Raw genomic sequence first — 13,217 nt, 5'->3', positions numbered from 1 at the left:
CCCAGCTTATGCTGGAAATCATATCCATTATGGATAACGGTTTCGCATGGCCGGGGGAGATCCAGATTCGGAACCGTTCGATGCGATCGGTCACCAGTTTCGCGACCGGCGCGCCGCGCTGGTCGCCTGGTTCCGCCGCCGGGTCGGCGACCCCGCCGAGGCCGAGGACCTGGCCCAGGAAAGCTTCCTGCGGATCACCCAGCGCGGCGACCAGGACGATGTCGCCTGCCCCGACGCCTATCTCTACCGCACCGCGCGCAGCGTGCTCGCCGATCGCCGCCGGCGGCGCGGGGTGCGGCAGGCCGATGCACATGTGCCGCTGCAGCCCGACCATGAGGAGGCTGAGTCCGCCGACGCGCTGCGCGTGCTGCTGGCGCAGGAGAGGCTGCGGCACGTGTCCGCGATCCTCATGACGATGCCCGAGCGCACCCGGTCGATCTTCATCCTCTGCCGGCTGGAGGGGATGCGCTATGCCGAGATCGCGGCGCGCTTCGGCATCTCGGTCAGCGCGGTCCAGAAACATATGCTGCGCGCGATCGAAACGCTGATGATCGCCGGGGAGGACGAGGCATGAGCGCCGATCGTCCGACCATCGCCACGCTCGAAGCGCTCGGCCCGGCACGTGCCGCGGCCTTCTTCCTCGAACGGCTCGAACATGACGCCGACGACCAGGATGACGCGCTGTTCCGCCAATGGCTGGGCGCGAGCGAGGCCAACGCCCTCGCCTGGGACCATGCGCTCGATCTGTGGGATGCTTTCGACGAGGCCGATGACGACACGCTCGACGCGATGCGCCGCGAGGCGCTCGTCTTCCGGCCGCGGCGCTTATCGTCGCCCTGGCTGCGCTATGCGGCGGCGGCGTCGATCGCGCTGGCCGCGTCGACCGTGCTGGTCCTCAATCTCGACCGCGCCGGCGACCGGCATCCGGCGCCGACGATCGCGGCCATCGATCGGCCCGATCCCCATGCCTTCGGCGCCCCCGATTACAAGACCGGGGTCGGCCAGCGCACGACGGTGACGCTCGACGACGGAAGCCGGCTGACGCTCGACACCGACAGCGCGGTCGACGTCGCCTATTCGGACGGGCTGCGAATGGTGCGGATGGCGCGCGGGCAGGCCTATTTCGACGTGACCCACGATCCCGCCCGGCCGTTCCGGGTGGCCGCCGGCGGCCGCATCGTCTCGGTGCTGGGGACCCGCTTCAACATCCGGCTGTCGCGGGCCGAGACCCGGGTGCTGCTGGTCCAGGGGTCGATCGGCGTCAGCCGCGGCGACGACCCCGCCCATCCCGACGCGCCGATCGAGCGGCTGTCGCCGGGGCAGCAGCTGGTGGTCCGCACCGGCCGGCCCGACGCGATCGGCCGCATCGATGTCGAACCCGGGCTCGCCTGGAAGCGCGGCTTCGTCCAGTTCGACGGCGAGACGCTGGCCGCGGCGGTCGACGAGCTGAATCGCTATACCGACCGGCCGCTGGTGATCGAGGATCCGCAGGTCGCCGAACTGCGGGTCAGCGGCGCCTTTCCGACCGGCGACATGGACCGCTTCGTCGAGACGCTGACCGCGCTCTATCCGGTGCGCGTCGCCGCGCTCGACGACGGCCGCCGCGCGATCGTGCGGCAGCGCTGATCGGGCAAGGCGCGGCAAAGACAATTTTTTCCACCCGGCGGATGTAGATTTTCGTGCCGCGCGCGTCTCCCCGAACAAGACCATCCGGGAAGAGGCGCATGGACGATCATCGCGATATGAAAGCCATCCGGCGCCGCCTGCCGGTCCTCGCCGCCGGCCGGCGGCGCGGCCGGTCCGGCGGGCTCGCCCCCGCACGGCCGGCGGATGCCGAGACTCCGCCGACGACGATCCGGCTGGGTTCGCTCGCGATCCTGCCCGATGCCCGAACCCTGCTCGTCGACGGCATCGACGCCGAACTGGGCGGCCGGGCGTTCGACCTGCTGATGGCGCTGCTCGACGCCGAGGGCGGGATCGTCGCCAGGGACGATCTCATCCGCCGGGTCTGGCCGACCGTCACCGTCGCCGACGGCAACCTCAAGGTCCAGCTCAGCCTGTTACGCCGTGCGCTCGGTCCCGAACGCTGGCGGATCAAGACGGTCTCGGGCCGGGGCTATATGCTGGTCGCGCACGACCGCGACGCGGCGGGCACCGCGGTGCCGGCCGGGGCGCCGGCCACCGGCCGGCCGCTGATCATCGTCGTCGACGCCGACCCCCGCACCCAGGCGCTGGTGATGCGGGCGGTGTCGGAGCTCGCGCGCTATTGCGCGGGCGCGGCCCGCCTCGCGCTCATGCCCGGATGATGGGCATGCACGACCTGTCCGAATCATTCTGCGAGGCGGACCCCTGCCATCGGGGAGATCCGATGCCGCCCGCACCGGCCTCCACCCGGCCGATCCGGGTGCTCGTCGTCGACGATCATCCGATGATCCGCGACGGCGTCACCGCGCTGCTGCAGCGCCGGCCCGACATGGAGGCGATCGGCGAGGCGTCCGACGGCGCCGAGGCGGTCAAGCGCTTCCGCGAACTCGCGCCCGACGTCACCCTGATGGACATGCAGATGCCCGAGATGGACGGCATCGCGGCGATCGCGGCGATCCGGCGGCTGGCCCCCGACGCCAGGATCCTGGTGCTCACCACCTATCCCGGCGACGTCCGCGCGATCCGGGCGATGCGCGCCGGTGCGTCGGGCTATCTTCTGAAGAACTGCATCCGCAAGGAACTGGTCGAGGCAATCCGCACCGTCCATGCCGGCCGCCGCGCGATCAGCCCGGATATCGCCCATGAGCTGGTGATGCATGCGCTCGACGATCCGCTGACCGAACGCGAGATCGCGGTGCTCCGCCTGGTCGCCGACGGCCATTCCAACAAGCATGTCGCCTGGCAGCTCAGCCTTTCCACCGACACGGTGAAGGCGCATCTGAAGAATATCTTCGCGAAACTCGATGTCGGCGACCGCACCCATGCGGTCACCGTGGCGGTGCGGCGCGGCTATATCGACGACTGATACGCGATCTCGAAGATGCTGACGCATCCTCGATCGATAGGCTCAAGCGCCGCACGGGCTGATACCCACCCCCGATGAGTCAAGCTCACCGGGATTGGGTATGATAGCGGACCGGGGCGACAAAGCGATAACCGCGGCCGGCCACCGTCGCGATGAACCGCGGCGCGGCGGGTCGTTCCCCCAGGATCCGGCGCAGACCGGCCATGTTGACCTTGAGGTTGGAGTCGTCGACGAAGACGCGCGGCCAGACCCGCGACAGCAATTCCTGCTTGCTCAGCAACTCGCCCGGCCGCTCGACCAGCGCGGTCAGCAGGTCGAGCGCGCGCCCGCCGATCCGCAGCGGGGTTTCGCCCTTCAGCAGCCGCTGCCGCTCGGGCTGGAGCAGGAACGGCCCGAACTGGAACGACCGCGGGGCGGGTTCGGCCTCGGCGGCCGCTTCCGGGAGCGCTTCCGGAAACGCCGGTTCGAGATCCGGCGCGGACAAGGCGTGAATCAGCATCCTGGAACCTCTTCGGTGGGCTGGACCGTCAATCGCAAGCGCGGCTGGAGATCGCGGTACGTCATGATGAAATCCTCGTCGTCAGACCGTCGAGGAGTCATCGCCCACTTCGGATGGCGGCGCATCGCTCATCTGCGCCGGGGCACCTACCCGGATGGGTAGCCGCGGATGCCCGGCGGTGCGGGCCAGGCCGCGTATGCGCGGTCAGCCGGCGACGGGGTCCGGCGCGGCGTGCTCGCCCGGCTCGGCGATATAGCCCATGCCTCGTATCGTTCGTATCGTCAGCGCGCCCTCGAGCTTGCGACGCAGGCGCCCGACATAGAGTTCGATCGCGTTCTCGCCCGCATCATCGTCGAAATTGAACAGTTGCGACGCGATCTGTTCCTTGGTGATCACCTTGCCGAGGCTGCCGATGAAGATCTCCAGCAGGCGATATTCGCGATTGGGCAGATGGACCCGGACATCGTTGAGATGCGCGCTCTTGGCACCGCGATCGAAGACCAGCGGCCCAAGCACGGTGCTGCCCGACTTGATCGCCTGCGAGCGTCGCAGAAGCGCGCGGCAACGCGCATCGAATTCCCGGAAGTCGAACGGTTTGGGCAGATAATCGTCGGCGCCGACGTCGAGCGCGGTCACCCGATCGTCGATGTCGGATCTTGCCGTCAGCATCAGCACCGAAGCACGATCGTTGCGCACGCGCATCGCGCGCAGCACGGCGAAGCCATCCATCTTCGGCAGGCCGATGTCGAGGATGATCAGATCATAAGGCTGGTAGCGCAGGATGTCGTCGGCTTCCTCGCCGTCCCGCGCCCAGTCGACGGCATAGCCTTCGCCACCCAGCCGCCGCATCACGGCATCGCCCAGATCCTCGTCATCCTCGACAAGCAATATGCGCATCTTTGCCTCGCGGATCGTCGTGGACGGAAATGGCGATTATATCGGCCGCGACGAGACCCACAAGGAAGGGGTACGCGCCGGGTTGCCCCGGCGCGCCGACATCATTGTGCCGAACCGTCGAGCTTCGCGAGCTGTTCCTTTGCGAGCGCGGCGGTCAGCGGAAGATATTTGCCGTCCTTCATGACCGCTTCCTGGCCCTCGCGGCTGACGATGAACCGCAGGAATTCGGTCACCGCCGGGTTGGGCGTACCTTCCTTGCCGGTGTCGGTGAAGGCGTAGATCTCGTCGGTCAGCGGGTAGCTGCGATCCTGCAGCGTTTCGAGCGTGTAGGGTACGAACGGGCCCGCATTGGTCCGAGCCAGCGGCAGGATCTTCTGTCCGCTCATCGCCTGGCCGCCCATCAAGGTGGTGGTCGGGCCGGCGACGATGCCGATGCCATATTTGTCGGCAGCGAGATCCTGGTTCATGTTTCGGGCGAGCTTGCCGTCCGCGGTCACATAATTCGCGTAGATGCGCAGCTTCTCGTTCCACTTGTCGCTGCCCTTCAGGATCCAGTCGGAAAGCTCGGCGGACTGATGATAGCGCTGGTTCAGGCCGTAGACGTTGATCGGCTTGTTGGCCCATTCGCCCTTGAGGCCAAGCTGACCCCAGGTGCGAATATTCTTCTCGGGCCCACGCGACCATTCGGGATGCCAGTCGGTGCCTTTCCAGCCGCCGGCACGCTCGGCCCCGAAGATTCCGTCGAGCTGCTCGATCGAAATCTGGGTAAGCGGATTGTCCTTGCTGACGATGACGCCGAAGCCGGGATTCCAGCCGGGCACGTCGTAGGACCCGGTGGCGATGACGATCTCGAGCGGATCGTGGTTCTTGTAGCGCTGGAACATCTGGAGCTCGCTGAACGTCACCGAGCGGCCCATGCCGATGTCGCTGACACCCAGCGTCAGCGAGGGGACGGCCGCCGACGTGGTCTTCATATTCCACTCGAACTTGATTCCCGGGTGGTAGCGCTTGAACGCTTCTTCCCAATATTTTCCGACCATGCCGTCGACGATATAGTTGCTGCCCCAGATCCGGACCGTGCCGCTCAGCTTCTGCCTGGGCGAATAGGCGGGCAGCCCCGAGAGATCGAAGACCTTGGTGTAGGCGACGCGCTGGCCGCGCGTCGTCATCATGTCGCCGCGCGCCTTCTGCATCGCCATGCCGCCGGTCGATTCGCCGGGACGCGTGCCTTCGCCCTGGGGCGCCTGCGCCGTCTGTGCGGAAGCGAGCGACCCGATCGAGAGTGTCGCCATCATCAGAGCAGCCATGGAAGTCTTCATGCCGCGATACCTTTCTAGAATAGTCTGCCAGTCCGCCCGAGCAGGGGGCTGGGTGACGGATTGGAACATGTGAAGCGGTGCCAGGCGCGTCAGCCGCGCGAGCCGGTCGTGCCGTGGATGATGGTGAATAGGCCTGCCGCCCATCGTCGCACAGCACCGTCCGGCGCGCGATCGAGCAACGGATATTCCTCTCGCATAGATATCCTCCCATATGCGCGAGCCGGAGACTCGCGTGCTCTTCTGATGAGCAGGATGATCATGACAGACGAAGCTATCATCCAACTGACATTGCGGCGCAGCATCGTTCAGTCCGGTCTGGCGAACTGCCCATTGCCGACAAGCGCCTGCCAATTCGCCAGGATGCGGCGTCGCTTATGCGGATCGAGATAGACGAGCAACTGCGGCCCGAGCGGGATCGGGCGAAAGACGCCGATACGTTCCGGGGCCGCCGCGGGCGGTCGCGCCGCCCCCAGGATGGGATCGAAGCCCGCCTGTCGCGCCATGACCGACTGCCCCTGGGGCGAGAGCAGAAAATCCAGAAAGGCATGCGCTTCGGCGGGGTGGGCCGCGTTGCGCGGGATGACCGCCGTCCGCACCACCGCCAGGGTGAAATCGCGGGGATAGACGACCATCAACGGCGCGCCCTGATTGATGAGGCGCCGCGCCGTGCTGCCGAGGAGATTATAGCCGAGCATCAGTCGTCCGCTCTGCAGCGCGGCCAGAAGCTGCCCACCGCCCGCCTGCAGGCGCACGTCGGCGGTACCGAAAGATTTCATCAGTGCGCCGAAGTCGCTGGCCTGCCGCGACTCTTCGGCGGTGAGCAGATATCCGACGCCCTCGCGGCGGATGTCGTAGGTGCCGACCCGGCCGCGCCAGAAAGCCGGATCCGCCTCGATCGCGCTCAACAGTTCCGCGCGCGACTGCGGTACGGCGTGGCCTGCCATGAGGCGCCGGTTGAACACCATCGCCGCGGGTTCGAAGGCGATGCCGAACGCGGCGTCGCGCCAGCGCGCCCATGGCGGCAGGGCGCTGGCATGAGGCGAGTGGTGTGCCGCCGCATAGCCGTCGTTCACCAGCTTGACCTGCAGATCCATCGCCGTGCTCAGGATGAGATCGCCATCGGGTCGCCCCCTCGCGAAGCTGGCGAGCGTCCGCCGGAAGATTTCGGCGCCGTTCCGGCTGACGTAATTTATGCGTAGGCCGGGAGATCGGGTGCGATAGGCGGCGAGCACGGGCCGCAGCACCTCTTCGCTGCTCGTGCCGTAGATGGTGAGCGCGCCCTCGCGCACCGATGGATGCGGCGGCGCGTAGAGCCTGCCGACCAGCGCGACAGTGGCAGCGAGAGCGGCGATGGCCAGGAGGGCGATCAGGCGTCGTATGGCGGCGTGTCCGGCAAAGCGATGTGCACGAGGAGACCGCCGCCCTCGCGATCCAGCAACGTGATCGTGCCGCCATGCCGCTCGACCGCACGCGCGGCGATCGCAAGGCCAAGGCCGGCACCGCGCGGCGCATCGCTGCCGCGCACGAACCGCTCGAATACGGCGCCGCGGCGCGCCTCGGCGATGCCGGGGCCATGGTCGGCGATGTCGATCGCGTAGAGGCCGGCCCGTTCCTGCACGAGCGCGACATCGATCCGGCCGCCGCCGTGCAACACCGCGTTGTCGGCGATGTTGCGGATCGCTTCGGTGATCATCAGGGGATCGCCGCGCATCGGCGCATCGTCGGGCATGTCCGCGAACCGGCAATCGACCGCGTCCTTGAACGCGGTCGCGTCATGAAATGCCTCCCGGATGACCCCGGCGAGATCGAACGGGACGGTATAGCGCATGTCGAGCCGATGGCTCATCGTCGCGTCGCTGAGCATCTGATTGACGAGGCGCGTCAGCTTGTCGGCGTTGCGCTCGACCGCGTCGAGCGAGCGGCGCAGATCCTCGGGATCGCTTCGATCGGCGACCTGGGCCTGCGCGCGCAAAGCCGCCAACGGGGTGCGCAGCTGGTGCGCGGCGTCTCCGACGAACGCCTTCAGCGTCGCGATATTCGCGCTCAGCCGCGACATGAATCCGTCGAGCGCCACTACGAGCGGCTCGGCTTCGGCCGGCACCGGGGCGACGATCGGGTCGAGGTCGGTGGGACCCCGCGCCGCGAGTTCGTCGCCGATGCGCTTGAGCGGCCGCAGCGCCTGCCCCAGGCCGAACCAGGCGAGGCAGATCGCCAGCACCGTCACCAGCGCGACCGGCCCCAGCGACCGCAGGACGAGTTCGCGCACGAGGGCGCTGTGGGCGCTTCGGGTCTGTCCGGTCTCCACCCACATCGTCTGGGCGGCATGCCCCGACGCACCGCCGCCGATCGTCCGGCCGATGATGACGAAGCGGACCGGCTCGCCGCGATAATCGGCGGTGAAGAAACGCGCATCGGAGCGATAGGGATTGCGCGCATGCGGCGACGCGGCGGGCGGGTGCGGCAGATCGGGATAGCCCGTCAGCGTCGTGCCGTCGTCGGCGTAGATGCGATAGAAGATGCGATCGTCGGCAGCGGCATCCAGCAGATCGAACGCCGAATAGGGCAGATCGATGTCGACGCCGTCGCGCGTTTCGAACAAGGCATCGGCCATCAGCCTGGTCGCACTCGCGAGCAGGCGATCATAGGATCGATCGGCGGCATTCCGTCCGAAGGCGAAGGCGGCCAGGTACAGCCCGATCATCCCCATCACGACCAGCACGGTAAGCCCCGCGCCAAGCCGGAGCCGAAGCGATGCGGCCCGGCGGGCCGGGGGGCGGTGCCCGCTCGGGCCGGGCCGATCGAGGCGGAAGATCGAGATCAAGCGGCCATTCTCAAGCCTAATAGGCAAGCCCGCGCAAGCATCCTTTTCGGCGCGGCCCTACCGGACCGCGGCGGTTGCCGGACCGGCAGGCACCGGCCCCTGGGTGCCGGCATCGAGCGTCACGTCACCGCCGAGGCTGCGATAGAGGGCGACGAGATTATTTGCCGCGACGAGATGCGCCGCGGCCAGCATGCGCTGCGCCGCATAGAGCGAGCGCTGCGCGTCGAGCGTCGTCAGGAAGGAATCGATACCGCCGCGATAGCGCATCTCGGCGAGCCCCAATGTGCCGTTCGCGGCGCGCTCCTGCGCCTGCAGCGCTTTGACGCGATCCGCGATCGTGGCGCGGCGGGCAAGCGCGTCGGCGACCTCGCGAAAGGCCGTCTGGATCGATTTTTCATAACCGGCAAGCGCGGCGTCCCGGCGCCCCTTGCTCGCTTCGAGGTCGGCGCGGGCCGCCCCCGCGCTAAAGACCGGATAGACCGCCGAGCCTGTCCCGGAGAAGGCGAAGGCGCCGCCGGTGAACAAAGTCCCCAACGCATTGCTGGCAAAACCGAGTGCGCCGGTCAGGCTGATCCTCGGGAACAAGGCGGCGCGCGCGGCGCCGATCTCGGCATTGGCGGCGCGCAGATCATATTCGGCGGCGACGACATCCGGCCGCCGCAGCAATATCGTCGAATCGAGCCCGGCGGGAAGCGCCGCCACGCTGGCCCCGGCGTCGTCGATCGACGCCGAAAGCAAGGCCGGATCGATCTCGCTGCCGACCAGCAGGCGCAGGGCGTTGACGTCCTGCGCGATGGCGGTGCGCTGGTCGGCGACGTCGGCGACGGCCAGGGCGCGGACCTGCTCCGCCTGAAGCAAGTCGCTGCGGGGCGCCACATCGCCCTGCAGCCGGCGTTCGGCGAGCCCGACGATATTGCCGGACGTCTCGACGGTCTGCTCGGCGATCCGCAACAGGCTGACGTCGGCGGCATAGGCCAGCCAGGCATCGGCGATATCGCCGATCAGGGCGAGGCGGACCGCCTGCGCCGTTGCCTGGGTCGCGAACAGCCGGTTGCGCTGCGCGCTCGTCAGCGAAGCGAGGCGGCCGAACAGATCGGCTTCGAACGCGGTCGTCCCGATATCGGCGGCAAAGGCATTGGTCACGCTGTTGCTGGTGCCGCTGCGCTGGCCGCGATCGGCATGGCTGGCGTCCAAGCCGGCGTCGATCTGGGGGAACTGACCGGCGCGCTGCACGCGATACTGGGCGCGGGCGACGACGATGTTGGCGGCGGCGACACGCAGGTCGCGATTGTTGACCAGCGCCTGTTTGATGAGAGCGCGCAACCGCGGATCGCGAAAGATGTCGCGATAGCCGATGCTCGGCAGAGTCGGCTGGTCTGCCGCCGCGGGGCCGCCCGGCCATGTCGGCGGCACCGGCGCCGCCGGCCGGATATAGGCCGGCGCCATCGAACAGCCGGCCAGCGCCGATGCCAGCGAGATCATCAGCGCGCGCTTCATTCGCCTGCTCCCGTCGCTTCGGCGCGCGGGACGGAGGGCGTCTCAGGGTCCTTGTGCCGCGCGGCCTTGCGAACGAGCACGAAGAAAAGCGGGATATAGACGACCGCGAGGACGGTCGCGGTGACCATGCCGCCGAGCACGGCCGTGCCGATCGCAATCCGACTGTTCGCGCCCGCACCGGTCGAGATCGCCAGCGGAATGACGCCGAACACGAAGGCGAGGCTCGTCATCAGGATCGGCCGCAGACGGATGCGTGCCGCCTCGAGCGCGGCGTCGAGCGCGGAGGCGCCACGCCGCTCGGCCTGTTCGGCGAACTCGATCATGAGGATCGCGTTCTTGGCCGCGAGCCCCATCGTCGTCAGCAGCCCGATCTGGAGATAGACGTCGTTGGTCAGCCCGCGGAAAGTCACCGCCAGCACCGCGCCGATCAGGCCGAGCGGCACCACCAGCAGCACCGCAAGCGGAATCGACCAACTCTCATAGAGCGCCGCGAGGCACAGAAAGACCACGATCAGCGACAGGCCATAGAGGATCGGGGCCTGCCCCGACGACAGCCGCTCCTGATAGGACAGGCCCGACCAGGAGACCGTGGTGCCCGGAAATTGCGCGGCGAGTTCCTCCATCCGCGTCATCGCCTGGCCGGAACTGTAGCCGGGTGCGGCGGATCCGGAGAACTGAAAGGATGCGACCCCGTTGAAGCGGGACAGGCTGGGCGGCGCGACGGACCAGCCGGTCGTCGCGAAGGACGAGAAAGGCGTCATCTGCCCGCCCGTCGAGCGGACATACCATTGATCGATATCGCCCGGCTTGGCGCGATAGGGCGCATCGCCCTGCACATAGACCCGCTTGACCCGGCCGCGATCGATGAAGTCGTTGACGTAGCGTCCGCCCCAGGCCGCGGCGAGCGTGGCATTCGCATCGTCCTGGTTCAGGCCGAGAACCGCCAGCTTTTGATTGTCCAGATTGACCCGCAACGTGGCGACATCGGGGAGTTCGGTCAGCCGCACCGACGTCAGCATCGGATCGGAACTCGCCTGTTCGAGCAGCGCGTCGCGCGCCGCGACGAATTCGTCGCGGCTGAGGCCGCCGGCATTCTGGAGCTGCATCGTGAACCCGCTCGTCTGGCCCAGACCGCGGATCGCGGCCGGCACCAGCGCGAAGACCTTCGCATCGCGGACATTCTTGAACGCCCCCGTCGCGCGCTTGACGATGCCGGCGACGCTGTTCTTGGCGCCGTCGCGCTGGTCCCATGGCGCAAGGTTCATGAACCCCTGTCCGGTATTCTGGCCCGAGGCACTGCCTCCGCCCGTCGTCAGGAACAGCTTCTCGACATTCTTCGCCTCATATTTCTCGAAATAGCGCTCGATCTGGTCGGCGACCACGAGCGAGCGGACCTGGGTCGCGCCGGGCGGCAGCTGGAACTGGACGCGTGCGACGCCCTGATCCTCCTCCGGAAGGAAACCGGTCGGCAATCGCAGGAACAGCAGCACGAGCAGCGCGGCGGCGACGCCGTAACCGATCAGGAATATCCATTTGCGGTCCATCGTCCGCCGCACGATGCCGATATAGCCCGTGGTCATGCGCTCGAAACCATTGTTGAAGCGGTCGCGCGAAGCCGTCAGCAGGCGACGGGCGGCGGGGAAGCGGCCGGGCGCGTCGTCGTCCCGATGCGGACGATGCAGCAAGGTGCTCGTCAGCGCGGGGCTCAGGATCAGCGCGACGAGAACCGACAACACCATCGCGGCGATGATGGTCAGCGAGAACTGGCGATAGATCACGCCGGTCGATCCGCCGAAGAACGCCATCGGCAGGAACACCGCCGACAGCACCAGCGCGATCGCGACCAGCGCGACCTGGATCTCGCCCATCGACCGGATCGTCGCTTCGCGCGGCGACATGCCGGGATTCTCTTCCATGATCCGTTCGACATTCTCGACGACCACGATGGCATCGTCAACGAGCAGCCCGATCGCGAGCACGAGCCCGAACAGCGTCATCGTGTTGATCGAGAAACCGGCGACATAGAGCGTCGCGAACGTTCCCAGCAGCACGACCGGCACCGCAATCGCGGGTATCAGCGTCGCGCGCCAGCTCTGCAGGAATATGAACATCACGATCACGACCAGCACGATCGCCTCGAGCAGCGTCTTGACGACTTCGTGAACCGAGAGGGTGATGAACTTCGTCGCGTCGTTGGCGAACGCATATGTATAGCCGGGCGGGAAGGTGCGCGAGAGCCGCTCGATCTGCGTCTTGACGAGCTTCGCCGTGGCGAGCGCATCGGCGCCAGGCGCCAGCGAGATCGCCATGCCCGCGCCGGGATGCCGGTTGAGATGGCTGATCGCCTGATAATTCTCCGAACCCAGCTCGACCCGGGCGACATCGGCGAGCCGGATCGTCGCGCCGTCGGCACCGGCCTTGACGATGATGTTGGCGAACTGCTCCGGGGTCTGCAGGCGGGACTGCGATGTCACCGTCGCGGCGAGCATCTGGTTGGCCGCCTGCGGCGCACCGCCGATCTCGCCCGCTGCGACCTCCGCATTCTGCAGGCGGATCGCATTGATCACGTCGCTTGGCATCAGCTGATAGTCGGCGAGCCGGTCGGGCCGGAGCCAGATGCGCATCGCATAAGGCGCGCCGAACACGTCGAGTTCGCCCACGCCCGCCGTCCGCGCGATCGGATCCTGCAGGGTCGAGGCGAGGAAGTCGGAAACATCCTTGTTGGTATGGCGATCGGTCTCGTCATAGACGGCGACGACCATCAGCAGGTCGGGATTGGACTTGGTGACCTGGATGCCCTGTTGCTGCACCTGCTGCGGCAGCCGCGGGAGCGCCTGCTGCACCTTGTTCTGCACCTGGACCTGGGCGATGTCCGGGTCGGTGCCCTTTTCGAAGGTGGCGCTGATCGTCACGCCGCCGCGGGCGGTCGAGGATGAGCTGAAGTAGAGCAGATGGTCGATCCCGGTCAGCGTCTGCTCGATCACCTGGGTGACGCTGTCCTGCACCGTCTGCGCGTTGGCGCCGGGATAGGTCGCCCGGATATTGACCTGCGGGGGCGCGACATCGGGATATTGCGCGATCGGCAGGCCGAAGATCGCGCCGATGCCGCCGAGCATCACCAGGATCGCAAGCACCCAGGCGAAGATCGGGCGCTGAATGAAGATCTGCGACATG

General features: G+C 67.6%; 11 protein-coding genes. 4 read left to right on the top strand and 7 right to left on the bottom strand.

Annotated features, from left to right (window positions below; all coding sequences use genetic code 11):
• The first annotated feature begins 46 nt into the window (after nt 1-46).
• The 4 genes from AC1RM6_RS13110 to AC1RM6_RS13095 all read left to right on the top strand — a co-directional run bounded on the left by AC1RM6_RS13110 (nt 47) and on the right by AC1RM6_RS13095 (nt 3,010).
• Entirely contained in the window at nt 47-574 is a 528-nt protein-coding gene (locus tag AC1RM6_RS13110; protein WP_493101846.1) for an RNA polymerase sigma factor, read from the top strand.
• On the top strand, nt 571-1,626 hold the full coding sequence (locus AC1RM6_RS13105) for a FecR family protein (protein WP_493101845.1): 1,056 nt from the start codon (nt 571-573) through the stop codon (nt 1,624-1,626). Before AC1RM6_RS13110 ends, AC1RM6_RS13105 begins: the two co-directional genes overlap by 4 nt.
• Nucleotides 1,627-1,724: 98 nt before the next feature.
• Nucleotides 1,725-2,306 carry a winged helix-turn-helix domain-containing protein gene (locus tag AC1RM6_RS13100; protein WP_493101843.1) on the top strand — a complete coding sequence of 194 codons (582 nt, stop codon included), beginning with the start codon at nt 1,725-1,727 and terminating at the stop codon, nt 2,304-2,306.
• A gap of 62 nt (nt 2,307-2,368) precedes the next feature.
• A complete protein-coding gene (locus AC1RM6_RS13095; RefSeq protein WP_493101841.1) occupies nt 2,369-3,010 on the top strand; it encodes a response regulator in 642 nt (213 codons plus the stop codon).
• 85 nt (nt 3,011-3,095) lie between these two features.
• Here AC1RM6_RS13095 and AC1RM6_RS13090 read toward each other — a convergent pair whose 3' ends face one another.
• The 7 genes from AC1RM6_RS13090 to AC1RM6_RS13060 all read right to left on the bottom strand — a co-directional run bounded on the left by AC1RM6_RS13090 (nt 3,096) and on the right by AC1RM6_RS13060 (nt 13,216).
• A complete protein-coding gene (locus AC1RM6_RS13090) occupies nt 3,096-3,509 on the bottom strand; it encodes a winged helix-turn-helix domain-containing protein (RefSeq protein ID WP_493101839.1) in 414 nt (137 codons plus the stop codon).
• Between the two features lie 204 nt (nt 3,510-3,713).
• Nucleotides 3,714-4,406 carry a response regulator transcription factor gene (locus tag AC1RM6_RS13085; RefSeq protein WP_493101838.1) on the bottom strand — a complete coding sequence of 231 codons (693 nt, stop codon included), beginning with the start codon at nt 4,404-4,406 and terminating at the stop codon, nt 3,714-3,716.
• A 101-nt stretch (nt 4,407-4,507) separates the two neighbouring features.
• On the bottom strand, nt 4,508-5,713 hold the full coding sequence (locus AC1RM6_RS13080) for a PstS family phosphate ABC transporter substrate-binding protein (protein WP_493101837.1): 1,206 nt from the start codon (nt 5,711-5,713) through the stop codon (nt 4,508-4,510).
• A 317-nt stretch (nt 5,714-6,030) separates the two neighbouring features.
• Nucleotides 6,031-7,014 (bottom strand): ABC transporter substrate-binding protein, encoded by a 984-nt coding sequence (locus AC1RM6_RS13075; protein ID WP_493101836.1) that lies wholly within the window; start codon nt 7,012-7,014, stop codon nt 6,031-6,033.
• Nucleotides 7,015-7,091: 77 nt separating this feature from the next.
• Nucleotides 7,092-8,444, bottom strand: coding sequence for a sensor histidine kinase (locus AC1RM6_RS13070; protein WP_493101835.1), 1,353 nt, complete (start codon nt 8,442-8,444; stop codon nt 7,092-7,094).
• 159 nt (nt 8,445-8,603) lie between these two features.
• Nucleotides 8,604-10,043, bottom strand: coding sequence for an efflux transporter outer membrane subunit (locus tag AC1RM6_RS13065; protein ID WP_493101834.1), 1,440 nt, complete (start codon nt 10,041-10,043; stop codon nt 8,604-8,606).
• Nucleotides 10,040-13,216 carry a multidrug efflux RND transporter permease subunit gene (locus tag AC1RM6_RS13060; RefSeq protein ID WP_493101833.1) on the bottom strand — a complete coding sequence of 1,059 codons (3,177 nt, stop codon included), beginning with the start codon at nt 13,214-13,216 and terminating at the stop codon, nt 10,040-10,042. Before AC1RM6_RS13060 ends, AC1RM6_RS13065 begins: the two co-directional genes overlap by 4 nt.
• Between the last annotated feature and the right edge of the window lies 1 nt (nt 13,217).

This window comes from Rhizorhabdus sp. GW822-FHT03C02 (assembly GCF_058801765.1).
This window is presented reverse-complemented; position numbering and strand designations above follow the sequence as displayed.

What these genes read in the sequence shown, in the direction of transcription:
- AC1RM6_RS13065 (WP_493101834.1), bottom strand. Translation starts at nt 10,043, where the DNA reads ATGAAGCGCGCGCTGATGATCTCGCTGGCATCGGCGCTGGCCGGCTGT.
- AC1RM6_RS13080 (WP_493101837.1), bottom strand. Translation starts at nt 5,713, where the DNA reads ATGGCTGCTCTGATGATGGCGACACTCTCGATCGGGTCGCTCGCTTCC.
- AC1RM6_RS13110 (WP_493101846.1), top strand. Translation starts at nt 47, where the DNA reads ATGGCCGGGGGAGATCCAGATTCGGAACCGTTCGATGCGATCGGTCAC.
- AC1RM6_RS13105 (WP_493101845.1), top strand. Translation starts at nt 571, where the DNA reads ATGAGCGCCGATCGTCCGACCATCGCCACGCTCGAAGCGCTCGGCCCG.
- AC1RM6_RS13085 (WP_493101838.1), bottom strand. Translation starts at nt 4,406, where the DNA reads ATGCGCATATTGCTTGTCGAGGATGACGAGGATCTGGGCGATGCCGTG.
- AC1RM6_RS13060 (WP_493101833.1), bottom strand. Translation starts at nt 13,216, where the DNA reads ATGTCGCAGATCTTCATTCAGCGCCCGATCTTCGCCTGGGTGCTTGCG.
- AC1RM6_RS13100 (WP_493101843.1), top strand. Translation starts at nt 1,725, where the DNA reads ATGGACGATCATCGCGATATGAAAGCCATCCGGCGCCGCCTGCCGGTC.
- AC1RM6_RS13090 (WP_493101839.1), bottom strand. Translation starts at nt 3,509, where the DNA reads ATGCTGATTCACGCCTTGTCCGCGCCGGATCTCGAACCGGCGTTTCCG.
- AC1RM6_RS13095 (WP_493101841.1), top strand. Translation starts at nt 2,369, where the DNA reads ATGCCGCCCGCACCGGCCTCCACCCGGCCGATCCGGGTGCTCGTCGTC.